Source organism: Anaerophilus nitritigenes, from assembly GCF_004138215.1.
Taxonomy (GTDB): Bacteria; Bacillota; Clostridia; order Peptostreptococcales; family Thermotaleaceae; genus Anaerophilus; species Anaerophilus nitritogenes.
Genome location: NZ_RYYS01000020.1, coordinates 22,778 through 45,809, shown reverse-complemented (window position 1 = coordinate 45,809; position 23,032 = coordinate 22,778). Strand labels below are relative to the sequence as shown.

21 protein-coding genes are annotated in these 23,032 nt (G+C 28.5%); 6 read left to right on the top strand and 15 right to left on the bottom strand.

All coding sequences use genetic code 11. From position 1 onward, the window contains the following. Positions 1-5 precede the first annotated feature (5 nt). The 6 genes from EK368_RS02440 to EK368_RS02420 form a co-directional block, all read right to left on the bottom strand. Positions 6-695, bottom strand: a complete 690-nt coding sequence (locus tag EK368_RS02440; RefSeq protein ID WP_129596149.1) for a DUF2225 domain-containing protein — start codon at positions 693-695, stop codon at positions 6-8. Between the two features lie 24 nt (positions 696-719). Then, on the bottom strand, positions 720-2,171 hold the full coding sequence (locus EK368_RS02435) for a VanW family protein (RefSeq protein WP_129596148.1): 1,452 nt from the start codon (positions 2,169-2,171) through the stop codon (positions 720-722). 293 nt (positions 2,172-2,464) lie between these two features. Further along, positions 2,465-4,462: a cell division protein FtsA gene (locus EK368_RS02430; RefSeq protein WP_129596147.1), complete on the bottom strand. Its 1,998-nt coding sequence runs from the start codon at positions 4,460-4,462 to the stop codon at positions 2,465-2,467. 157 nt (positions 4,463-4,619) lie between these two features. Continuing rightward, positions 4,620-4,757, bottom strand: a complete 138-nt coding sequence (locus EK368_RS14770; RefSeq protein WP_165000296.1) for a DUF2238 domain-containing protein — start codon at positions 4,755-4,757, stop codon at positions 4,620-4,622. Next, positions 4,754-5,404 carry an endonuclease III gene (gene nth, locus EK368_RS02425; protein WP_129596146.1) on the bottom strand — a complete coding sequence of 217 codons (651 nt, stop codon included), beginning with the start codon at positions 5,402-5,404 and terminating at the stop codon, positions 4,754-4,756. Before nth ends, EK368_RS14770 begins: the two co-directional genes overlap by 4 nt. Positions 5,405-5,424: 20 nt before the next feature. After that, positions 5,425-5,706: a DUF503 domain-containing protein gene (locus EK368_RS02420; protein ID WP_129596145.1), complete on the bottom strand. Its 282-nt coding sequence runs from the start codon at positions 5,704-5,706 to the stop codon at positions 5,425-5,427. A 166-nt stretch (positions 5,707-5,872) separates the two neighbouring features. Between EK368_RS02420 and EK368_RS02415 the strand changes: the two genes are divergently transcribed. From EK368_RS02415 to EK368_RS02405, 3 genes are read left to right on the top strand one after another with little or no spacing between them, the layout of a single operon-like run. Beyond that, entirely contained in the window at positions 5,873-6,988 is a 1,116-nt protein-coding gene (locus EK368_RS02415; protein ID WP_129596144.1) for an efflux RND transporter periplasmic adaptor subunit, read from the top strand. Between the two features lie 11 nt (positions 6,989-6,999). Then, positions 7,000-10,119 (top strand): efflux RND transporter permease subunit, encoded by a 3,120-nt coding sequence (locus EK368_RS02410; RefSeq protein WP_129596143.1) that lies wholly within the window; start codon positions 7,000-7,002, stop codon positions 10,117-10,119. Between the two features lie 23 nt (positions 10,120-10,142). Continuing rightward, complete coding sequence (locus tag EK368_RS02405; protein WP_165000295.1) at positions 10,143-10,775, top strand: TetR/AcrR family transcriptional regulator; 633 nt, start codon at positions 10,143-10,145, stop codon at positions 10,773-10,775. 5 nt (positions 10,776-10,780) lie between these two features. Here EK368_RS02405 and EK368_RS02400 read toward each other — a convergent pair whose 3' ends face one another. Both EK368_RS02400 and lepB read right to left on the bottom strand, forming a co-directional pair. Further along, on the bottom strand, positions 10,781-13,138 hold the full coding sequence (locus tag EK368_RS02400; RefSeq protein ID WP_129596141.1) for a Lon protease family protein: 2,358 nt from the start codon (positions 13,136-13,138) through the stop codon (positions 10,781-10,783). 156 nt (positions 13,139-13,294) lie between these two features. Next, positions 13,295-13,834 carry a signal peptidase I gene (gene lepB, locus EK368_RS02395; protein WP_129596140.1) on the bottom strand — a complete coding sequence of 180 codons (540 nt, stop codon included), beginning with the start codon at positions 13,832-13,834 and terminating at the stop codon, positions 13,295-13,297. Positions 13,835-13,933: 99 nt separating this feature from the next. On the opposite strand from lepB, the gene EK368_RS02390 reads away from it, so the two are divergent. Beyond that, positions 13,934-14,341 (top strand): RusA family crossover junction endodeoxyribonuclease, encoded by a 408-nt coding sequence (locus EK368_RS02390; RefSeq protein ID WP_129596139.1) that lies wholly within the window; start codon positions 13,934-13,936, stop codon positions 14,339-14,341. Between the two features lie 66 nt (positions 14,342-14,407). Beyond that, the gene (locus EK368_RS02385) at positions 14,408-14,797 is read left to right on the top strand and encodes a CBS domain-containing protein (RefSeq protein WP_129596138.1); all 390 of its coding nucleotides are present in this window, start codon (positions 14,408-14,410) and stop codon (positions 14,795-14,797) included. A gap of 17 nt (positions 14,798-14,814) precedes the next feature. On the opposite strand, the gene EK368_RS02380 is transcribed toward EK368_RS02385, so the two are convergent. From EK368_RS02380 to EK368_RS02360, 5 genes are all read right to left on the bottom strand, one after another. Further along, positions 14,815-15,543 (bottom strand): YetF domain-containing protein, encoded by a 729-nt coding sequence (locus tag EK368_RS02380; RefSeq protein WP_129596137.1) that lies wholly within the window; start codon positions 15,541-15,543, stop codon positions 14,815-14,817. 245 nt (positions 15,544-15,788) lie between these two features. Continuing rightward, positions 15,789-16,694, bottom strand: coding sequence for a DUF4367 domain-containing protein (locus EK368_RS02375; RefSeq protein WP_129596136.1), 906 nt, complete (start codon positions 16,692-16,694; stop codon positions 15,789-15,791). Beyond that, the gene (locus tag EK368_RS02370) at positions 16,694-17,230 is read right to left on the bottom strand and encodes an RNA polymerase sigma factor (RefSeq protein WP_129596135.1); all 537 of its coding nucleotides are present in this window, start codon (positions 17,228-17,230) and stop codon (positions 16,694-16,696) included. The genes EK368_RS02375 and EK368_RS02370 overlap by 1 nt, the downstream gene beginning before the upstream one ends. Positions 17,231-17,425: 195 nt before the next feature. Beyond that, positions 17,426-18,259, bottom strand: a complete 834-nt coding sequence (locus EK368_RS02365) for a deoxyribonuclease IV (protein WP_129596134.1) — start codon at positions 18,257-18,259, stop codon at positions 17,426-17,428. 16 nt (positions 18,260-18,275) lie between these two features. After that, entirely contained in the window at positions 18,276-18,746 is a 471-nt protein-coding gene (locus EK368_RS02360) for a DUF456 domain-containing protein (protein ID WP_129596133.1), read from the bottom strand. A 115-nt stretch (positions 18,747-18,861) separates the two neighbouring features. Here EK368_RS02360 and EK368_RS02355 point away from each other — a divergent pair, with 115 nt between their 5' ends. Beyond that, positions 18,862-19,506, top strand: coding sequence for a superoxide dismutase (locus tag EK368_RS02355; protein WP_129596132.1), 645 nt, complete (start codon positions 18,862-18,864; stop codon positions 19,504-19,506). Between the two features lie 47 nt (positions 19,507-19,553). On the opposite strand, the gene EK368_RS02350 is transcribed toward EK368_RS02355, so the two are convergent. Both EK368_RS02350 and EK368_RS02345 read right to left on the bottom strand, forming a co-directional pair. Further along, the gene (locus EK368_RS02350; protein WP_129596131.1) at positions 19,554-21,212 is read right to left on the bottom strand and encodes a SpoIIE family protein phosphatase; all 1,659 of its coding nucleotides are present in this window, start codon (positions 21,210-21,212) and stop codon (positions 19,554-19,556) included. Positions 21,213-21,338: 126 nt separating this feature from the next. Beyond that, positions 21,339-22,994 (bottom strand): nucleoside kinase, encoded by a 1,656-nt coding sequence (locus tag EK368_RS02345; RefSeq protein ID WP_129596130.1) that lies wholly within the window; start codon positions 22,992-22,994, stop codon positions 21,339-21,341. Positions 22,995-23,032 lie beyond the last annotated feature (38 nt).

Here is a 23,032-nt window from a genome sequence, read left to right as displayed (position 1 = left end):
AACTTTTATTCTTCTTCTTTTTGTTGTCTATATGCTTCTTTAGCAATTCTCCATTGTTCTCTTGCTTGTACATCTAATTTCTTTTTTTGCTTAATTGCTCTGTTATTCACTGTTTTATTAAACCAATCAATAGACTCATCATACTTTTTTAGTCTTCTATTGAGTTCACCTAATAAATACATTAAAGATACTTCATCCATATTCCCTATAGGCAATGACTCATAAAGAAATGCTTCTTCAAAACAAATTGTTGCATGCTCAATAAAGTGTATTTCTCTTTCATTCCCAATATACCTATACATCCAAGCCACTCTAAGACACAAGTTTCCTAAGATTCCTCTTTTTTGATTTAACAATTGAGCGCAAGCTATAGCAAGTTTATAGGTTTCTATCGTTTCATAAATAGTTCTTTCCTCTCCATAACTTCTTTGTACCCAATAGTTTGAAATATTTTCTTGGATTATTTTTTTTCCTGAAGGATTAATTTCTTGGAATACACTCTCTAGTGCACTATATCCACAATTAGGACATACAAATACTCCATAATAAATAGGATTGACCCCTTTATAATAAACACAAAAGTCCGTATCTCTTTTATCTATTCGAATGGCTGAGCTCCTTACCTTCTTTGTAGAAAATATATTTTTGCATACAGGACAATGAACTTCTTTATCATATAATGGTGGTACTCCCATTCCTTCACCTCTTTATCTTTTGTATCAATAAATAGTCTGATCATGAGAAGGAATATTTGTATCCTTATGATCCTCTTTATTTTGAACCTTTACAGAATTAGATGGAGTTATTTTTTTAGTTCCCTTCATAACAATTTGTTTTTTAGGCTTATAGTAATCACTTGAAATTTTTTTCTTCTCTATTTCTTGGTTGTTTTCATATACAATTTTATAGGTAGTAACTTTATATCCATCTCTTCCTTTGTCTACTATCTGTTCTTTTCCTTCCAAAAGTGTAGGATCATATTTTACCTCTATTGGTCTTTTGATCACTTCATTTTCTATAGATTGAATTTGCACTCTCCTTGAATCTGCTTTATGTCCATAAATTCTAAATTTAACCTTATTTCCACTAACATAGCTCTCTATATAAATTGGATTTGCAGTTGAATTTTTAAATTTAAAGTCTAATACTCCATAAGATACAGTTGCATCTCTTCCTTTTGGAACATACGTAGAAGGAATAGTATGTTTTACTCTTTGTACAATATCCAAATTACTTAAAAGTACTGCATTATATAAAGTACTAGAAGTCTGACACACTCCACCTCCTAATCCTTCTACAAATTCCCCTTCAAAGATCACTATAGCTCCTTGATATCCTTTTTCTTTACTTCTTGGTCCTACAATTTCATTAAAAGAAAAAACTTCTGTAGGCATTAAAATAGTTCCATTGATAGCTTGTGAAGACAATCTTATATTTTCAGTTCTACTTGTACTAGAAGCATTAAAAGTAGTTTCATACTCTCCTAGTAAATCTTGAATCATACTTAAACTCTCTGCACTAATCTTAGGCGAAATATTAGATATAGGTAATTGAATGTATATATCCTCTTGAAGTTTTGTATTTTTAAATGATTCCAATAAAAGCTCTTGAGTTTTTTTCACATCCAACTGCAATCCAACCACTTCATTTGTAATATGAAATTTTCCACCACTTCTTATGATTGTTGCATCCTTCTCCTTTTTATTAATTTCATTTTCAATAGCATATATAAATTGATTCATTTTTTCATTGTCATAAATAGCTTTTAATCTTATAGAATGAGGATTTTTATATAACGAAAGAATAGTCTGCAATCTTTCAAAATAACTTCCCTCTCTTCCAATTTGATAAGCTTCATGAACAGCTTTTGTATAATCATACGTATATCCAATCTCTTTACTATTCACTTCCCAATTCTTATCTCCATATGAAAAATCAATTTTTCCTTCTATCGACATATTGTCAAAATACTTTTTAGCTTTTTGCTGAGCTTCTGTAATAGAAATTCCCCCAACATCTAGATTCTCTATTGTTACACCATCATAAATAGTATCTTGATATAATAAAAAGAATCCAATTGCCGTAATTGACAAAAGAAAACTTAATAAGACAATAATAAGACCAGTACCAAGCTTTAATTTCTTTTCTTTACTCTTTACATTTTCGCTCAAACTAACTCCTCCTTTCTAATTCTGCGATCAATATTATATATACTATTGTATTAAATAACTTATATCTATAGTACAAATAATATAGTTTTCCTTATTACTATACATCATATTTATTTCATAGCATAGAGGATTATTTTATATCGCTTTTCCATTTTGTGTAACATTTTTTTTGTACATGCATACTATGTAGTGAACAACCCCCCCCCACAGTTTTTTCCCCCTTTTTAAGATGAGGGAATTTTTTCCCTCTCTTTTTTTAATTTCACAAAAAATTACTAGAGCTATGCTCTAGTTCATTTTTTCCAATATATTTCTATCCTATCTCCATCTTGAATAGAATCGGTATAAGCGGCTCTCTCTCCATTTAATTCCATAATGAGTGTTCCTTGAGCTTTTGTTCTATCAAAATCAAAATAATCAAATATATCTACAAAAATAAATTCTTTTCCTTTTTTAAGCATTTCTATTTCTTTATTATTTACTATTATCTTTATTGTATCTTCGTTCACACTAACTGTCTGTTTATCTATTTTCTCTTTTTTTTCACAAATCACAATTTCATCTTTATTTTTAAGTATCCAATTTGAATCGGTTTCTATTCCATTTACATAAATATCATATTTATCTTCTTCTATATTAAATTTATTTAAAACATCTGATACCTGATAAATCTCCATCGTAGTTATTTTATCATCATCCTCAAAAATATAATCCATATCTTTTTTCTCTTCATTGATTAATACATTACTCACCAATTGAATATCTAAATTATTAAATCTTACGACTCCTATATCTTCTATAAAATCCTTTAGAGACAAAGCTCCATCCTCTCCATCTACCGAAGGATGAAATATAATTTGATCCATATGATTAATTTTTTCATCTAAATTAGCTAATTTTCCATTCACATAAATTTTAGATGATTCTCCAAAAGTTCCTTTGATAGATTTTTTTTCACCATTTATAAAAATATTTAAACTTTTTCCTCTTCTTCCAATCAATTGCTTTGCACTGATTCCTGCTTTAATTAAAGCATCAGATACAAACAGTTCCTTTGTTTGGAATAATTTTACTGTTTTTTCATTAACACCAACTTTAATGAAATTTTCGTCCTGTTCTTTCGTACTAATCATACAAATCCCTATAGGTGTAATAAACTCTGGTCCTTGTAATTTTTCACATAAAAACTCTATATTTTGTATAATCTCTGTTCCTCTTACTACTACCCTCTCTTTCTTTAATCCTAAATCCTCTGCTATATATTGAGTTAGTGTTGGAATTTGACTTCCTCCCCCTATACAGAATACAGCACTAGGAGCTTTTCCATTATATTCTATAATCTTTTGTGAAATTTCTCTTGCAAGATTTTCTATAGATGGAGCAATTTTTTTTATAATTTCTTCTGTAGTCATAGTATAAGAAATACCTACAATATCTTCAAAGGTATGGCTTTCATTTTGATTTAAATCTATTTTCAATTTTTCAGCTGTATCAAAATCTAGTAAAAATTCCCTTGCAATAGCTTCTGTAATCTCATCTCCTGCAACAGATGCCATAGCGTAAGATATTATAGTCCCATCTTGTGTAAGTGCAATATCTGATGTACCTGCTCCAATATCTACTAAAGCTAAGTTCAAAAGTCTTACTTTAGGGGGTATAGCTACATGAATAGCTGCAATAGGCTCTAAAGTTAAATAAACTACCTCAAGTCTTATTTTATCCATTACTGCATACAAGCTATCTACAACTACATGAGGTAAGAAAGTAGCCAATATATCTGCTTCTATTTTATCTCCCCTATGTCCTTTTAAGGATGTAATCATACTTCCATTTAAATAATAATTAATTACTGTATGTCCTACACAATAGTATTTTACATCCTTCATATTTTCGCCATCTAATATTGTTTGAGCTTTTTGAATTCCTTCTATTTCCAGGCTTTGAATCATAGCTTGATCAACTTCTTTTGTAGAATCAATCTCCATACTCACTTGAACTCTATGAGTTTTTAATGCTCTACCAGCTGCTGCAATAGCTACTTCTGTTAAAGGAAATCCCAATCTTTCTTCTAATTTTTCTTTTACTATTTTAGCTGCCAAAGCTACTTTATCAATATCATGAATTTGTCCGTCATACATAGCACGTTCAGAATATTCCATGATCTCCGTATCTACTATAATAAACTTTTCATCTTGTTTTTTTGCAACAATTCCAGTTATACTCTTTGTTCCAATATCCAATGAAAAAACAGCTTCATGAGAAGATATTTTTTCCATTATGGATTTTGTCATAGCTTGCACCTCTTTCAACTTTAAACCTTCTTTTTACTTAATTTTATTATATTCTTCATGATTTTACAATTTCCTTTTTTCCTTTTTACTCTTATTATCTAAAAAATATCCTTTAGAATAGTATTTTCTAAAGGATATTTTACTTATAGATTAAAGTCTATAGTCTTAAAGTACGATTTTTGTTTTTCTTTAAAATACGATCATGTACTTTGTTAAGAACTACTAAAGAAATGACAGCTCCACATAATGCCATAAACATATCCCACTGTATATCCCATATATGAATTCCTTTCATCTCTTCATCCCTTTATAATATAAACATTCCTCCCAAAGAAGACATTCCTCACATAAAGGCTTTCTTGCTTTACAGACTCTTCTTCCATGATAAATGATCCAGTGATGTGCATCGGACCATTTCTCTTTTTCTATATTTTTCATAAGCTGCTGTTCTGTTTCCTCTACATTATCACTACTTGCAAGCCCAATTCTATTAGACACTCTAAACACATGGGTATCTACTGCAATAGCAGGCTTTGAAAAAGCATTGCTCATCACAACGTTTGCAGTTTTTCTGCCTACTCCAGGAAGTTTCATAAGCTCTTCTCTATTTGATGGAACTTCTTCATTATATTCTTCTATCAAAATTCTACAAGTAGCTAATATATTCTTTGATTTCATTCTATAAAATCCACAGCTTCTAATCTTCTCTCCTAACTCTTCCTCTGTTAATCTTATAAAAGCTTGTGGTGTATTATATTCTTTATACAATTCTTTTGTAATTTTATTCACTCTTATATCTGTGCATTGAGCAGATAATATAGTAGAAATCAAAAGTTCGAATGGGCTTTTAAATACTAGTTCACAGACAGCTTCTGGATACATTTGATACAATTTATCTAATACAATATTTATTTCTTTTTTGGTAAGAGATTTTTTTTTCATAAAGTTTTCTTCCTCTCTTTTTATAAAATTTCTATGTCCCACTTTACAATCTCTACCCTGCTATCTCCTTCTATAAACTTTATAATATTATTAATCATTTGATTGGCATGTTTTGTAGTATTCGTCACACAAGCAAATCCAATCACTGCACTTTTCCATTTTTCATTATCACCTACTTCTGCCACTGATACATTAAACCTTGATTGTATTCTTCCTATTAAACTTTTTATAATGTGTCTTTTTTCTTTTAGGGAGTTGGGTTCATACATCAATAATTCTACACTACAAGCACCTATAATCATAGGATCACCTCTTTTTAAAATACTATCTCTATTATACATTAAAATACAAAATCTTTTATATTGTATATACCCAAATATTTATATTTTTTCCTTGACTTCTATATTTTATGTAGATACAATTAAACTTGAAATATTTTGACCGACTGGTCAGTTCTGGAGGGATAAGATGAACAAAAAAATTACTTTATTAATCTCAGCAATTCTTTGCATCACATTATTTTTTACTGGGTGCACAAAAAAAGAACCTGTTGCTGCAAAAGAAGAAAAACTAGTTACAGTAAAAACATTTAATGCACAAAAAAAATCAATTGTTTTAAAAACAACTTTATCAGGAAAAATAAAACCTATCGAAGAATCAAGTATTACTCCAAAGATTCCTGGGAAAGTAACCAAAGTATATGTTGAAATTGGTAATAAAGTTCAAAGAGGAGATGTTTTATTTGAATTAGATAAAGAAGATGTAATCAATTCTATAAAGCAGGCAGAATCTGCCTATAAAGTAGCTTTAGCAAATTTAGCTCATACCCAGGAGCAAATAGATCTAGCAAAGAAAAATTTTGAAAGAACAAAAAATTTATATGAAGAGGGTGCAATATCTTTACAACAATATGAACAAGCTGAGCTTTCATCCTCTGATACAAATCTGCAAGTAATAAAAGCACAAATCGATCAAGCAAAAGTAGCTTTAGATACTGCAAATTCTCGGCTTGTAGATTGTAGCATTACGGCTCCTATATCAGGGTTTATTACTTCTGTAGATATTAACGAGGGAGAAATGGCATCTGTAGGTTCCCCTGCTCTTACTATTGCAAATATCAATACGGTTACGATTGAAACAAATATATCAGAAAATATGATTAACAAAGTTCATTTAGGAGATTCCGTAGATATATTTATAAAATCTGCAAGCGAAAAACCTTTCAGTGGAAAAATATCAGCTCTATCCCCTGCCCCAAATAAAAATGAACTGACTTATCCATTAAAAATTTCTTTAGAAAATAAAGATGCTCTAATTAAAGCTGGTATGTTTGCAGAAATTCATATTGTTTCTGAGAAAAAAGATAATATTATTGCAATTCCATCTGATGCCGTCATTACAAAAGAAGGAAAACAGGTAGTCTTTGTAGTAAATAAAAATACATCAAAATCTAAAGAAGTATCTTTAGGATTAGATAATGGAAAAGAAGTAGAAATCATAAAAGGATTAAATGAAGGAGACGTAATTGTAACAAAAGGTCAAAATTATTTAGATGAGGGTAGTAAAGTAAAAATCAAAAAATAGGAGTTGATTATATGAATATATCAAAAACATCTGTAAAAAGACCTGTCACCACCCTCATGTTCATGCTTATTGCTGTATTATTGGGTATTGTTTCTCTTACCTTAATTCCTATCGATCTTTATCCTGAAATGGAAATTCCTGTAGCTATCGTATCTGTAAACTATAGCGGAGCAGCTCCTGAGGAAATTGAAACATTAATTACAAAACCTATAGAACAATCTGTAGCAACTGTAAGCAAGCTTAAAAAGATTTATTCTTATTCTAGAGAAGGAAGTTCTATTGTAGTTGCTGAATTTGAATCTAGTGCAAATATGGATATGGCCTCTCTTGAAATGCGAGAAAAGGTTGATTTAATCAAAAAAATGCTTCCAGATGATGCTTCTACTCCAATGGTATTAAAAATTGACCCTAATGCTCAAGCAATTATACAATTAGGAATTTCTTCTGATTTAGAAGAAGGTAAACTCCAAACCTTAGTAGAGGATGAGATTGTATCTAGATTTGAAAGAATTGATGGAGTAGCTTCTGTAGACACTTATGGAGGAAATGAACAAGAAGTGAAAATTAAAATCAATCAAGAAAAATTATCTGGATATGAACTTTCATTGTCTCAAATTCAAAATATATTAAGATCTGAAAATATGAATCTTCCTGGAGGAAAAGTTAAAAATGGTTCAAAAGAACTTTTGATAAGAACTACAGGAGAATTTAAATCTATAGATGATATTAAAAATATTCCTATCATTTTAAAAAATGGAGATATCATTAAACTTTCAGACATTTCTAGCGTTAGCTTGGATTACAAAGAAAAAGAAAGTTTAATTAGAGTAAATAATAAAAATTCAATAGGAATCTCCATAAAAAAACAGTCTATAGCAAATACTGTAACTGTAGCTAAAAAAATACTAGAAGAAATGGAAATTGTAAAAAAAGACTATTCTCAAATTGATATTACAGTAGGAGTAGATCAATCAGAATTTATCAATAATTCCATTGATAATGTTACTAAAAACGCTTTATTTGGAGGAGTTTTAGCTGTTGTTATTCTCTATCTTTTCTTAAGAAATATACGCTCTACTTTCATTGTAGGGATTGCAATTCCTGTATCTATTGTTTCAACCTTTGCTCTTATGTATTTTGGTAAACTTACCATAAACCTTATTTCTTTAGGAGGATTAGCCCTAGGAGTAGGAATGCTTGTAGACAACTCCATTGTTGTTTTAGAAAACATTTATCGTTTACGAGAAGAAAAAGGAATAGACATTCAAGAAGCTGCTATATTGGGTGCAAAAGAAGTAGGTATGGCAGTATTTGCTTCTACTATGACTACCATTGCAGTATTTTTACCTATTGTATTTGTAGAAGGATTTACTGCTATTGTATTTAAGCAATTGTCTTTTACTGTAACATTTTCATTACTTGCATCTTTAGTAATTTCTTTAACTATTGTACCTATGCTTTCTTCAAAAATATTAAAAGTAGGAGAAGTAAAATCTAGAAAACATACAGGATTTTCTATTGGAAAATTCCTTGATATATTCTCCTATTTGATTGATAAATTAGGTAACTTCTATCAAAGAATATTAGACTTTTCTTTAGGCCATAGAAAAACTACTATCTTTATAGGATTATTCATATTTATTTCTTCTCTTGGTTTAATTGGGTTAGTAGGAGGAGAATTTTTTCCAAAGGAAGATGAAGGATCTTTTACTGTAAATATTGAAGTTCCATTTGGAACTAGTCTTGAAGATACAAATGAAATCGTTGCAGAAGTAGAAAAAATGATAACAGATATTCCTGAAAAAGAAAAAATATTTACAACTGTTTCTTCTAAAGAAGGCTTTTCAACCTCAGCTTCTAATACATCTACTGTAAATTGTGTACTGATAAATCAAAAAGATAGAAAAAGATCTACAGAGGAAATAGTAAATGAAGTGAGAGAAAAAGTACAAATCATCGCTGGTGCACATATTACCGTAAATGAATCTTCTTCTATGTCAGGAGGCGGAGGAGGAGACAGTTCTGCTATAGCCATCCAAATCAAAGGAGCTGATATAGATATTTTAAAATCTATTGGTGAAGATTTTAAAGAAATTACAAAATCTGTTTCTGGAACTGCTGATGTATCTTTAGATACAGAGGAAGGAGCTCCTGAAGCAAAAATTACCTTAAATAGAAAAATAGCTTCCTTTTATGGTATTACTACTGATGATTTGGCTAATGGTTTAAAATCCTCAGTAGATGGAACAAAAGCTACTACTTTGAAAATTTCTGGTGATGAAATCGATGTAAAAATTTCCTTAGATGATCAAGTAAAATCATCTGTTGAAAATATGAAACACATTTTAATCAAAACATCTACAGGAATGGTGCCTATGGGACAGGTAGCTACAATAGAGTACGGAAATTCTCCTACTCAAATTTCAAGAATTGATCAAATAAGAACTGTTACTGTTTCTTCTAATTTAAATGGAAGAGATTTAAAATCTGTAACAGATGATATAAAAAGAAAGATCGATGAATATCCTCTTCCATCGGGATATGGATACAATTTTACAGGCCAACAAGAAGAGATGATGAACGCATTTTCAAGCCTTGTTAAAGCATTCGCTTTATCTATCATCATTGTATATATGATTTTGGCATCTCAATTTGAATCTTTACTACATCCTTTTACTGTTATGCTTTCTGTACCCTTTGCTTTATCAGGAGGATTTATAGGTCTTTTCTTAACAAATAGAGCTTTATCTGTTCCAGCCTTTATAGGAATTATCATGTTAGCTGGAATTGTAGTAAATAATGCTATTGTCTTAGTAGATTATATCAATCAATTAAGAAGCAATGGTCTGAATCGAAAAGAAGCTATTAAAGAAGCTGCATCTACTAGATTTAGACCTATCTTAATGACTACTTTAACTACTGTATTAGGGCTTTTGCCCTTAGCATTAGGATTGGGAGAAGGAGCAGCAACACAAGCTCCAATGGCTACTGTTGTAGTGGGTGGACTTACTTTATCTACGGTTCTTACTTTATCTTTTATTCCTGTTGTGTATACTATTTTTGATGATTTATCATCAAAAATAAAATCTAAATTTAAAAGAAAAAAAGAACCTATTCAAGAAAGTCATTAGTATTATAACATTGGAGGTTTATGATGCTAAATATAAATGAAAAACAAACAATAATTATTCAAGCAGCCATGAAAATTTTTTGTAAAGATGGATTTCATAAAGCAAAGGTAAGCGAGATAGCCTCTAAAGCAGGTATTGGTAAAGGAACCCTTTATGAATATTTTAAAAGTAAACAAGATTTATTTTTGAAAATGATTCAATACTATACGGATGTATATTTTCATCAACTTGTAGAATCTATGAAGAATGAAGAATCTGTTATTGACAAATTAAAAATCTATATTGTTCTTGAAGAAGAATGTATTAAACAATATGGAGATTTGGCACATATATTTATACAAGAATCTCAGCACATTGGTATTGAAATAAAAAAAATAATGCAAAGACAAAGAGAAGCTAAAGTACAATTTATTGCAAGTATTATCAAAGAGGGGATTCATCAAAATCTTTTTAGAGATATAGATCCTTATCTTTCTGCATTAATCTTTATAGGAAGTGTTCATCAAATTTTGGTTAGTAAATTTTTTATGAAAGATACTTTTGCAAGACAAATACAGCTTACGGATCTATATGATGCACTTTTAAACGGTATAAAGAATTCCCATATTGATCTATCCATTGCTTTAAAAGATAACAAAAAGATAGAAACTCAATAGAGTTTCTATCTTTTTGTTCGTCTTGCTTTTTTACTCTTATTTTCTATATTACTTCTAAATTTGTTTAATCTTTCTCTACATCTTTTATAAATTTCATCAAATGATTTTTCTGTTAAAATTTCTATTCCTTCTTGAATATTAGCAATAGGATAAATATGAAATTTTCCTTCTTTGACTGCTTCTATTACTTCATCAAACAAGACCAAATCATCTATATTTTGACAAGGTATAATTACACCCTGCTCTCCTGTTAAACCAAAATGTTTACATAGAGAAAAGAAACCCTCTATCTTTTCACTTACCCCTCCTACTGGCTGTATTTCACCCTTTTGATTTACAGATCCCGTTACAGCAATTCCTTGAGAAATAGGAATTTTGCTTAAACTAGATAAAATTCCATAAAGTTCTGTACTAGAAGCACTATCTCCATCTATTCCATTATAGCTTTGCTCAAAGCAAATTTTTGCAGTTAAATTCAAAGGATACTCTTGAGCAAATTTTTCACTTAAATATCCTTCTAAAATCATTACTCCCTTATCATGAATACTTCCACTCATTTTTACTTCTCTTTCAATATTAATGATCCCTTTATTTCCACAAAATGTAGTAACTGTTATAGCAGCAGGCTTTCCACATATAGAGTCACCCAGATCCAAAACTGATAAACCATATATTTTTCCTATTTCTTTTCCTTTTAAATTACATAAAATCTTTCCTGTATGATACATTTCTTCAAGCTTATCTTCTATTTTATTATTCCTATAGATTTTTTCTTTATATGCCTTTTTTACGTGATTTTTTGTAATTAAAGAGCTTTTGTCTAGTTTTGCCCATGCATCTGCTTCAATCAACAATTCCACAATTTTATTAAATCTGGTGGTAAATTTTTTCTGACTTCCAGCAATCTTATGACTATATTCTAATATTTTTGTTACTCCACTAGGATCTAAATGTCTTAAATTCTCCTTTGTACAAAAAAACTTACAAAATCTTGCCATTTTTTCTGCACGACTCATTGTCGCATCCATAACAGAATCAAAATCTACTTTTATTTTAAATAATTTTTCAAAATCTTCATCATAAGCATATAAAATATTATACAAATATGGGTTTCCTACTAAAATCACTTTCATAGAAATAGGAATGGTCTGTGGTTGTAAAGAAGCAATATCTACAACTCCTAATTGACTTCTTAAGCTTTCTATCTTAATTTTTCCTGTGCGTATAATTCTCTTTAAACTATCCCAAGATTTTACATTCATTAAAACTTCACTAGCTTGTAAAATCAAATATCCTCCATTAGCTTTATGAATAGCTCCTGGTCTAATCATTGTAAAATCTGTTCTAAGAGAGCCTTGTTCATTTTCATATTCAATCTTTCCAATAAGGTTATTATAAGTAGGATTGTATTCAACAACTACAGGAGCTCCTTCATTTTCACTATTATCAATAAATAAATTCACTCTATATCTTTTTAAAAAATTTTCTTCCTTTTCTTCTTGTTCACTTTCTGATCTATCAAAAACATATATGTTTTCTATCATATCCTCTTGTATATCTTCTAAATAGCTCATAATTTCTTCATACTTCTTATATTTATTGACTAAATAATCTATATAAGGTTTTATTGTATTTATAGCGATACTTTTATCTAGTTGTGAAATTTTTTCCTTTGTAGTACTTTCAATTTGCTTTATCTTTTTTAAAAATTCTACAGCCTTCATTTCAACATCTTGTGCTTTTCTTTCTATTCTCTCTCTCTCTTCTTCATCTAGTTTCTCATAAACATCATCACTCATTGCTTCTCCATCTTGAGTAGGTGTTAGGGCAAATCCCTTAGTTGTATTTTTTATAGTAAATCCATTCTCTAAACAATATTTTGATAATTCATCTAAAAGAATATCTCTACTTTCCTTATATTTTTTTACAATTTCTGCTTTTTCTAATTCGTATCCTTCATCAGAAAAAGCCTTTGGAACTTCTTCTAAAAGATTTTTTACTAATTCATCCATATCTTCTGAAAATATTCTCCCTATTCCAGCAGATACATGAATTGCAATAGGATGATTGGGATTATAAAAATTATACACATAACACCAATCATCTGGAATATTCTCTTTCTTTGCTTTTTCATTTACTATTTTTTGAATATAACTTTTTTTTCCTGTTCCTTTAAGTCCAGTTACAAATATATTATATTTTGAATTTTTTACAAGAAGTCCAAATTCCATTGCTTTTTCAGCTCTATTTTGTCCTATAATTCCGTCTAATACATCTAACTCTTCCGTAGAGCAAAAAGAAAAATCCTCGGGGTTATAACTTTTTTTTAATTGTAAATAAGAAAGTTCTTTTCTTTGTTTCATAAACTTCCCCCTTTATCATGATCCATACCTTTAGTATAGTTTATTCAAAACATGTAAATCCTTTCATTTATTTCTACAATTTTTCCTTTTACTTATCTTTATGCATATTTTTTAGAAAAGTTCATGTATTCTTTAAGTAATAAACAAAGAAGAAGACTAATTTGTCTTCTCAATGCTTGAAAAACTTTGTATAGCCTCCATAGGCCATATTCTTATATTTGCTTTTCCTTTTATATTTTTTTTAGGAACAAATCCAAAACATCTACTATCATTACTGTCATTTCTATTGTCTCCCATAACAAATACCATACCTGGTGGTACTTTTCCTTTGGTTACTTCATATAGTCTTTCTTCATAGTTCTCGTGCTGAATATATGATTCCTCTACTTTTTTTCCATTAATATATAATATTCCTCCTTTCATTACAAATTCATCTCCTTCCACTGCAATAATCCTTTTGATAAAAAGCTCATCTTTTCTTTCATCAATGGGAGGATGAAAAATCACAATATCTCCATAATGAGGATTTTTCAAAAAGTATGCTATTTTATTCACAAAAACTTTATCATGATTATGAAGGGTAGGTTGCATAGACATTCCTTGTACAATAGTCAGTCCAAATATAAATTTGTCAATTACAACAAAAATAGTTAATCCTATAAAAATATATTTAATCCACTTGAATAATCTATCCATAAAATGATCACATCCTTATGTATATTTGACTAGATTATTGCCATTTCTTTAATTTATTATATGCACCTTATATGTTAAAATATCCTTGGAGGTGTAAAAATGATTAAAATTACTGTCCCGGGAAAACCAATTAGTAAATCAAATTTTAAACTTAAAAATATTCATGGACAAGTATGGATGCCTAAGGACGGAAAACACAGTAAATATATTGCCTATGAAAATAAAATTGCAGGATATATCAATCAACAGTATGATGGATCTACTTTAACAGGAAATATTATTACCATTATTAAATTATATTTTCCAGATAAGAGAATGGGGGATCTACACAATTATCCAAAGAGTATTTGTGATGGTATAGAAAAAAGTGGAATCATTGAAAATGATAAGCAATTAAAGCCAGTACTTCTATTTGATAGCATAGATAAAGAAAATCCAAGGATTGAAATAGAGTTGTATGAAACAAGTAAATATAAAATTTCTTATAAAATTGATTACATTGACTAAAAAAGGGTATTTATATTAAATACATAATTTTCTCATGAATAAAAAAGCAATAAAGGAGGTTTTTTTATGATCGTACAAGAAATTATGAGTTGCCCTGCTATTACTTTTATGATGAAAGATACTGTTGAGGATGTTTTGAAGATCATGAATGAACATCATATCAACGGCGCTCCTATCATCAATGAAGAAAATGAATTAGTAGGAATGGTTGTAAAAGCAGATATTTATAGATTTTTAATCGATCCAGGACACTATGGAAGTTGTCCTATAGAATGGGTAATGAGTAAAAGTGTAATTACTGCTACAAAGAACGAACATATTTTACCTATTGCCAGACGTCTGAGAGAAAATAATATTGTTGCCATGCCTGTTATTGAAAATCATAAGGTAATAGGTATTATTTCCTTTGAAGATATTATGGATTATTTTATCAAAAAACAACCTTTACAAAAATAGGACTGCTCTTTGCAGTCCTATATCCCTTCGTTATTTTCACTCATATCTAATGAATTGTTAAATTTATCGTCATATTTATCTACATATAAATTTCCATATTCATCTATGCTTGCATACATAACCTCTTCTATTTTTTTTACTCCATACATTTTTAATTGATTTATTAAACTTTTTCCTGTTATCTTTCTTTTTCTTAAATTTTCATAAATTATTTGGCCTCCTATAATAATTTCTGTAGGTATACTTTCTTGTTGTCCTTTTAAATTTAAGTCCCCTAAAGTAACATTTCTTTTATCTTCTCTTTTTATAACACTAATTTCTCCATTAATCTCTAAAAGAGCATAAGCAACTTCATCTATGGAAAAGCAATCTTTTCCTCTAAGAAGTTGATTGATATCATCTATGCTATATCTTGCTCTTTTGATATTATGCTCTAATATTTTTCCATCCTGAATCACTAAAATAGGTTCTCCATCTACTATTTTACGAAAACTTCGTCTTTTTAAAGAAATAATAGAAATTATTCCTGTTAAAAGACCAAATAAAACAAGTCCCACAAGATGTTGATAAGTTTTTTGATTCACATCTGTAGCCAAAGTTGCTGCAATAGATCCAAATGTGATTCCATTGATATATTCATATAAAGTTAATTCAGATACCTGCTGACGTCCTAATAACCTTGTAATAAAAAGTATTGAAAAAAAAGCTAAAAAAGTTTGAATGATTACTTCTATTAGAATTTTCATTTTCACACCTTCCTTATTCAATTTAGTCTTAGTTTATTTTGTTTATGTTTGTAAATACTATACATAAAAGAGGTGTTTTTATGAGTTTATTATACGAAGCAATTTTTACAGCTATATTTATTGTGGTAGGATTTTTTATTCTCTATATTCTTCACAAAAAAGAAATGCTTTAACTCTTGCATTGAAAAAAGAGATATGTTTTTATACATATCTCTCTCTTTTATAACTAAATTTATTTTAAAATTTTATTGAATTGATTCAGCAATTTTTATACTTTCATCTTTACCTAGATTATACGTATACATTAAATATCTTACTCCATTAAATTCCCAAACAATTCCTTCATCACCTACAATGGCGTCTTTTCCATTCACTTTAACCTTTTTAATGTTATTAAATGCAGTTTCTGCTGATGATTCTTCGCATATATAAGTTTGAGATATAAATATTGTTTCTTCTGTCTTGTGGTTTATAAAATATAAAGCACACGCTTCATCAACGATCTTTCCATCATCATCTTTATAAAACTCCCCATAATCAAATTCAAAACCTTCTGGTACATAAGCTGGTAACTTTACATCAAAACGAGTATATCCATTTAACTTTTTAGAATCTTTTACAATCACATCATCTACTGGATTCTCTTGTGCATTTCTTTCGGCATTTTTCCTTTGTACTGCTTCTGTTATTAATGTTCCATCCGTATCGATACCAAAAACTTGTTCTCCATTTGCATTATACATTTCATCTTTATTATCTAATGTAATTTTTCCTATTACTTTTCCATCTTTATCAAATACTTTTCCCTTGGCTGCTTGTGGTATCTCTTGATCCTCCCATTTATAATCTTTGTTTTCAAATATTGTTATATTGTTTAAAGATAAGCTTTTAATAATCTTATTGACTATCTCTTGTGCAAAAGTAGTTTGCATAATAATTGTAGATGCACACAATACACACACAATAGATGCAGCTATAACAGTTGATTTTTTCTTTTTATTAAACTTTTTCATATTCTTATCCTCCTGATTTATAATCATTGTTAATGTCTTCTCAAATTCTTCATTTATATTTTCTGGAATCTCATAAACTTCATTTTTAAATTTTTCTTTCATCTTCATATCAAATAACTTATCATGATTTATCATCATTATTCATCCTCCCCTAATATTTCTTTAAGCTTTGTCCTTGCTCTATTGAGTCTTGATTTAACAGTTCCTTGGGGAATTTCTAAAATCTCTGATATACTTTTCACAGAAATATCTTCAAAATAGAATAACGTAATTGTCACCCTTAATTCTTCACTTAATGAATGTATCGCATAAATTAAATCCATATTTTTATAATAATCATCGTATTGTTCATTAATGTGATCCATAGTTTCATTTAGAGAAATACTTCTTTTGTTTTTTCTCAATGTTTCATTACACTCATTGATTAAAATTCTTATCAACCAAGTTTTAAAATATTCATCTTTTTTTAAAGTACACATATTCTCAAATGCTTTGATCAATGTATTTTGAATGGCATCTTTCATATCTTCTTCATTTTTTAAAATTCCTCTGGCCACTCTATACACATTTAATCGATTTTCATCTATAAGTGATAAAAATGCTTGTTGATCTCCATTCTTTGCTTTATATACCGACGTCTTTTTTCGATGATCGAAAAATGATATAAGTTCCATCATGTTATCCTCCTATTTTTTACTTAGCTAAGTATTACACTTATTAGATGGATAAGATTTGCATAAGGTTCCATATACTTGAAAAATATTTTTAAAATTCCATAGTCATCAAAATTATTCTATTATCTAAAATTATATAACAATTCATATTTCCTAATATATAATAAAAACATGACTAAGAATTTTATTTCTTGGTCATGTTTTTATTAATTTATCTTTTAACATTTTTATTTCTTCTCCATGTCCTTTTACATCATTAGGTGTTTCTAATATAAATGGAATATGACTTAACTTAGGATGAGTAATAATATTTACAATAGCATCTAATCCGATCTTTCCATCTCCTATGAGTTCATGCCGATCTTTATTACTTCCTAATTCATGTTTACTATCATTTAAGTGAACTGCTTTTACTTTATCTATTCCTATCATATAATCAATCTCTTCAATAACCCCATTAAGATTATTCACAATATCATAACCACTTGAATACAAATGACAAGAATCTAGGCATAAACCTATTTTAGTATATTCAACTTTATCTATAATTTGTTTGATTTCTTCAAGTGATCTTCCAATCTCTGTCCCTTTTCCACTCATAGTTTCTAACAAAATCCAAGTATCTGTATCTTTTGTTATGGTTTCATTTAAAGCGTGAATAATCTGCTCAATGCTCTTTTCTACTCCCTGTCCTGTATGTGAACCTGGATGAAAATTATATAGACTATTTGGTATATGTTTTAACCTTTCTAAATCATTCTTTAACATGGTCTTTGCAAATTCACGAATATCTGGTTTGGATGAACATAAATTCATTGTATAAGGAGCATGAGCTAATATATGTGCAAAATTATTTTGTTTCATAAATTCGTTTGATTTTTTAATGTCCTCTATATCTAGTGCTTTCGCACTTCCTCCTCTTGGATTTCTTGTAAAAAATTGAAAAGTATTAGCATCGATACTTAGTGCTTCTTGTGCTGCTTTATAAAAACCTTTTGATATAGATAAATGACATCCAATATTGATCAAAATACTTCCTCCTATTCTATCTAAAAATTTTCCATAAAAACAAACTAATCATACCAATTCCTATGGTCATATTCAAAATGACTCCTACTATAAAACCTATTACGGTTCCTACTCCTGAGAAAATAGAGTTTTTTAGTTCCTTCCCATAATACAGCTCTCCTATTAGTGTTCCTAAAAACTGACCTAAAATCATTCCTGGTAAACTTAAAATAAATATTCCTAAAATCCCTCCTAAAAAACCTCCTATAAGACCCGCTTTTGTAGCTCCAAACTTTTTTGCCCCCATAACACTCGATATATAATCTAATAAGAAAGATAATCCTGTAAGAATACTAAATATAATAACCATAGTTATACTAATTTTCTCAAAATGAGTTAAAAACCCATATCCAAGAATAGATAAAAAAATCAATCCGTTTCCAGGAACTCCTGGTATGAAAATTCCTAATAATCCTATAAACATCAAAATCATAACTACATAAATCATTATATATCTCCTTTCTCATATACCCTATCTTTTTGATCCTAACCTTTATGAACCTCTTTTATTTTCTCTGCATATTGTATAATAGTGTTAACTATTATAACGGAGGTATAAAATAATGAATCCTATTGCGCCTAAGATATTTGATTTTAAAGATATAAAAGGAATATCAAACAATCAACTTACCCAACATTATACCCTATATAAAGGATATGTAGAAAAAATTAATTTAATTTGGAGAAAACTAAAAGAAGAAAAGTTTGAAAATCCAAATCCTACCTATAGCCCTTATAGATGTTTAAAACTAGGAGAAAGCTATGCACTAAATGGAGTAAAACTTCATGAGTTATATTTTGAAAATTTAGGAGGAAATATACACACACCTTATGGCAATTTATTAAAAAAATTGATAAATGACTTTGGAAGCTATGAAAATTTTAAAAGAGATCTCTTAAATGCAGGAAAATCAGCAAGAGGTTGGGTTGTAACCTCTTATGATTTTATAGATCACAAGATACGAAATTATATGTGTGACAGCCATGACCAAGGAGGCATATGGAATGCACTTCCTATTCTTGTTTTAGATGTCTACGAGCATGCGTATATGATTGATTTTGGTATTGATCGAAATAAATATCTAGACATATTTATAAAAAATATCAATTGGAATATTTGTGAATATCGCTACAATGAAATTTTAAGACACTTGTATAAACAACCCCCTATGCCTTATACAATCCCTATCCCCTATATGATTCCATAACTTTTTTATCTTCTAAAGTATAAAGACTATGAACAACATCATAGTCTTTATACTTCAATAATAAAATATGTAATATCGTCTTCTACGGATTCTTTTTCTATTTTTCTGATCTCATCTTTGAGTTTTTCATTTAATTGATTTATAGAGCCTTTTCTATATTTTTGTAAAATATGAATTAAATATTCTTTTTCTAAAAGTTCATTATGTCTTAAAACTTCTTCCAGTCCATCTGTATAAAAAATAATTCGATCTCCTTTTTTTAACTGAATTTGTGCTTTTTGAAAGGGAGGTATAAAAAACTCTCCAAATTTACAAATAGGAAAGCCAATACTTTGATCCAGCATTCTTACTTTTCCATCTTTATTCATTAAAATAGGTAATACATTCATTCCCCCTGAACAATAAGAAAGTATTTTGCTTTCTTTATGATACACTGCTTGAAAAACAACAATGTGCATTTCACTTGGAAAATTTGATTCATTAAACTTTTTGTAAAAATTAGATATATTTATATCTGGATAAAGTTCTTCCCTCATATTATGATTAAAATCTAGAGGCTTCATAATATGATCTGCAAAAATACTCATCATAGAAGCAGCTACACCATGCCCTGCCACATCTGCAATATACATTCCTATATGCTCTTTTCCTATAGGATATATATTATAAAAATCTCCGCTTAATTTTTCACACGGTATATAAGTTGATACAAACTTAACTTGATCTAGTTTAAAATATGAAGGAGGTAAAAAAGATTCTTGAATTGTTTTTGCATACTCTAAATCTTTTAGCATCTTTTCATGAATACTTTGAATTTGACAAGTTCTATTTTCTACTACTCTCTCTAAGTCTTGAGCATATCTTTTTATTTTATCTTTTGAATATTTTAATGTTTTATAAGGTTTCTCTATATGATATAAAAAAATGCTCTGAAATAATAAATAAATACCTATATCCCTATAAATATATCCTACTATTTTACATAAATTATCTTTTTCAGTACAAAATATACATATAACCTCTGAAAGAATACATATACTCAATCCTACAGCAAAAATAATAAAATTTCTATCTTTATTCATTTTATAGTCTTTTATAGACTGAAAAATGCAAATCAAAAAAGATATACTAATGAATATTCTTGAAGCCTTTCTATATTGATAGAGATCTGTATATATTTTATAACCATTATTTTCATACATAGAAAAAAATATATATGTAATAAAAGTTAAAATCAATATACTTACTCCAAAGCAAGCTCTTCTTCTCCATTTCACTTGTTTATCATAAGGATTTAAACATGCAGCCAACATTCCTAAAGCCAATACTATTTTCTCTACAATTAAAAATAAAAGAGTATTTGGCACAGTATCAATTTGTAATGTAATCATTTTTTTTGTATAAAAAAGCATATCTAAAAATTGTAAACTTCCTACCATAAAAAAAGTATACGAAAATATAATAATTCTTATTTTTTTACTTTGTCGATATTTGTAATTTGTAATAGTAAAAATCATAAAACAGATAATAATTCCTATAAACTTTAAGGCTCTCATTCCAATAAAAATATAGTCTGAATGTAGATGTGAAATTGTATTTTTCACTTTTATATTTACATAAAATACTACAATAGACAGTATAAATAGTAATATGAAGTACGTATACTTTAATGGAAAAAAATAATGTTCTTTTGTTTTTTCTATCATATTATTTCTCCATTTCCAATATATATATTTTATTATAAATTTCTACAAAAATCTTATAATTCCTTCCATATTCTTTATAAACATATAAAAGATCCATTACAATTTTGTAATGGATCTTTTATATGTTTAGTCTGCAAAGCAACTTCCACCTATAAATTCTTTAATAATAGAAGTCTGAGGAATGACATCCTCTTCTTTAATGGAAGAAAAATAATGTAAAAATTTTAGTAATCTTTTTGCCTCTATATATCCTGGATCCTCTTGTTTAATTTCTAATAAAAGAGGCTCTGCATATTTTCTTAAAACAGATAATTCATACACTAAAGCAGAATTAAACATAATATCTGCTTCTTCTTGAAATGGAAATATATTTCTTTTTTCTCCTCTACGAACAGATTGCCATAATTTTAAAGTTGTAAGAGCTGAATGTCCTCTATATTTGCTATCTCTTACAATCCTTCTAATCAATCTAGTATCTGTAGTAGGAATTCTATTATGATCATCAATATTTAATTGAGTCAACGCACTAATATAAATTTTAAATTTCTGATCTTTGGGAATATATTCTGTCAGTCTATCATTCAGTCCATGTATACCTTCTATAATAATAGGTTGATCTTCTTTAATTTTCATAAATCTTCCTTTGTATTCTCTCTTTCCCTTTTGAAAATTAAAGCTTGGAAGTTCTATTTTCTCTCCTTGAATTAATTTTTTTAAATGCTCATTAAACAATTCCAAATCTACTGCTTCTATGGCTTCAAAATCATATTCTCCACTTTCATCTTTTGGAGTATGTTCTCTATCTACAAAATAATCATCTATAGATACAGCTACTGGTTTTAAACCATTTACCTTTAATTGAATAGCCAGTCTTTGAGCAAAAGTAGTTTTTCCCGAAGAAGAAGGTCCAGCAATTAAAATAATCCTTTTGTTTTGTTGTGTAATCATATCTGCAATTTGTGCAATTTTCTTTTCATGTAAAGCCTCTGCAATACGAATAATATCTGCATATTGTTTATTTAAAATTACTTTATTCAAATTGGCTACATAAGGAACTTCTAAAATCTTTCCCCATTTTTCGGCCTCTCTAAATATAGTAGCTAATTTTTTTTGTTCTTCAAATACAGGAATTTCATTTGGATGAGTTTTTTCAGGATGTTGTATAATTACTCCTGGTTCGTAATATTTTAACTTAAATAATTTTAAATATCTGGTACTTGGTACCATATATCCATAAAAATAATCTCTTAACCATCCACAGCTATAGATATTCATCTCATCATTTTCTCTAAATTCTAAAAGCTCCATTTTTGCGTCCATACCAAGATCTTTAAATATTTTTTTTGCATCTTCTACAGCTATACTACTTTTGGTAAAAGGTACATCTTCATCAATAATTTCTTTCATTCTATCTTCAATTTTTTCTACATCTTCTTCTGTGATGGGTCTTTTATAGTGAATTTCACAATATAATCCTTTACTTAAAGAATGTTCTACAGTAACTTTGCAATCTGAAAGAATTTCCTTAGCAGCTCTTATGAAAACAAAAGAAAGACTTCTTTGATAAATACGAATACCATCCGATGAAGAAAGATCAATAAATTCAATATTACAATCCTTATGTAGAGTATGAGTTAATTCTCTTAAATCATGATCTACCTTAGCTGCTACAATAGTAGATAAATAATCATCTTTAAAACGATCACTTAATTCTTCAATTGAAATTCCTCTTTGCACTTCTATTTTCTCTTGATTGTTTACTATGATATTTATTTTATTCATGTATGATCCCCCTTATAAGAAACTTCTTATTTTAAATC

What these genes read in the sequence shown, in the direction of transcription:
- EK368_RS02350 (WP_129596131.1), bottom strand. Translation starts at nt 21,212, where the DNA reads ATGATAGAAAAAACAAAAGAACATTATTTTTTTCCATTAAAGTATACG.
- EK368_RS02430 (WP_129596147.1), bottom strand. Translation starts at nt 4,462, where the DNA reads ATGACAAAATCCATAATGGAAAAAATATCTTCTCATGAAGCTGTTTTT.
- EK368_RS02410 (WP_129596143.1), top strand. Translation starts at nt 7,000, where the DNA reads ATGAATATATCAAAAACATCTGTAAAAAGACCTGTCACCACCCTCATG.
- lepB (WP_129596140.1), bottom strand. Translation starts at nt 13,834, where the DNA reads ATGGATAGATTATTCAAGTGGATTAAATATATTTTTATAGGATTAACT.
- EK368_RS02440 (WP_129596149.1), bottom strand. Translation starts at nt 695, where the DNA reads ATGGGAGTACCACCATTATATGATAAAGAAGTTCATTGTCCTGTATGC.
- EK368_RS02355 (WP_129596132.1), top strand. Translation starts at nt 18,862, where the DNA reads ATGAATCCTATTGCGCCTAAGATATTTGATTTTAAAGATATAAAAGGA.
- EK368_RS02370 (WP_129596135.1), bottom strand. Translation starts at nt 17,230, where the DNA reads ATGGAACTTATATCATTTTTCGATCATCGAAAAAAGACGTCGGTATAT.
- EK368_RS02345 (WP_129596130.1), bottom strand. Translation starts at nt 22,994, where the DNA reads ATGAATAAAATAAATATCATAGTAAACAATCAAGAGAAAATAGAAGTG.
- EK368_RS02405 (WP_165000295.1), top strand. Translation starts at nt 10,143, where the DNA reads ATGCTAAATATAAATGAAAAACAAACAATAATTATTCAAGCAGCCATG.
- nth (WP_129596146.1), bottom strand. Translation starts at nt 5,404, where the DNA reads ATGAAAAAAAAATCTCTTACCAAAAAAGAAATAAATATTGTATTAGAT.
- EK368_RS02375 (WP_129596136.1), bottom strand. Translation starts at nt 16,694, where the DNA reads ATGATGATAAATCATGATAAGTTATTTGATATGAAGATGAAAGAAAAA.
- EK368_RS02415 (WP_129596144.1), top strand. Translation starts at nt 5,873, where the DNA reads ATGAACAAAAAAATTACTTTATTAATCTCAGCAATTCTTTGCATCACA.
- EK368_RS02380 (WP_129596137.1), bottom strand. Translation starts at nt 15,543, where the DNA reads ATGAAAATTCTAATAGAAGTAATCATTCAAACTTTTTTAGCTTTTTTT.
- EK368_RS02385 (WP_129596138.1), top strand. Translation starts at nt 14,408, where the DNA reads ATGATCGTACAAGAAATTATGAGTTGCCCTGCTATTACTTTTATGATG.
- EK368_RS02420 (WP_129596145.1), bottom strand. Translation starts at nt 5,706, where the DNA reads ATGATTATAGGTGCTTGTAGTGTAGAATTATTGATGTATGAACCCAAC.
- EK368_RS02390 (WP_129596139.1), top strand. Translation starts at nt 13,934, where the DNA reads ATGATTAAAATTACTGTCCCGGGAAAACCAATTAGTAAATCAAATTTT.
- EK368_RS02360 (WP_129596133.1), bottom strand. Translation starts at nt 18,746, where the DNA reads ATGATTTATGTAGTTATGATTTTGATGTTTATAGGATTATTAGGAATT.
- EK368_RS14770 (WP_165000296.1), bottom strand. Translation starts at nt 4,757, where the DNA reads ATGAAAGGAATTCATATATGGGATATACAGTGGGATATGTTTATGGCA.
- EK368_RS02400 (WP_129596141.1), bottom strand. Translation starts at nt 13,138, where the DNA reads ATGAAACAAAGAAAAGAACTTTCTTATTTACAATTAAAAAAAAGTTAT.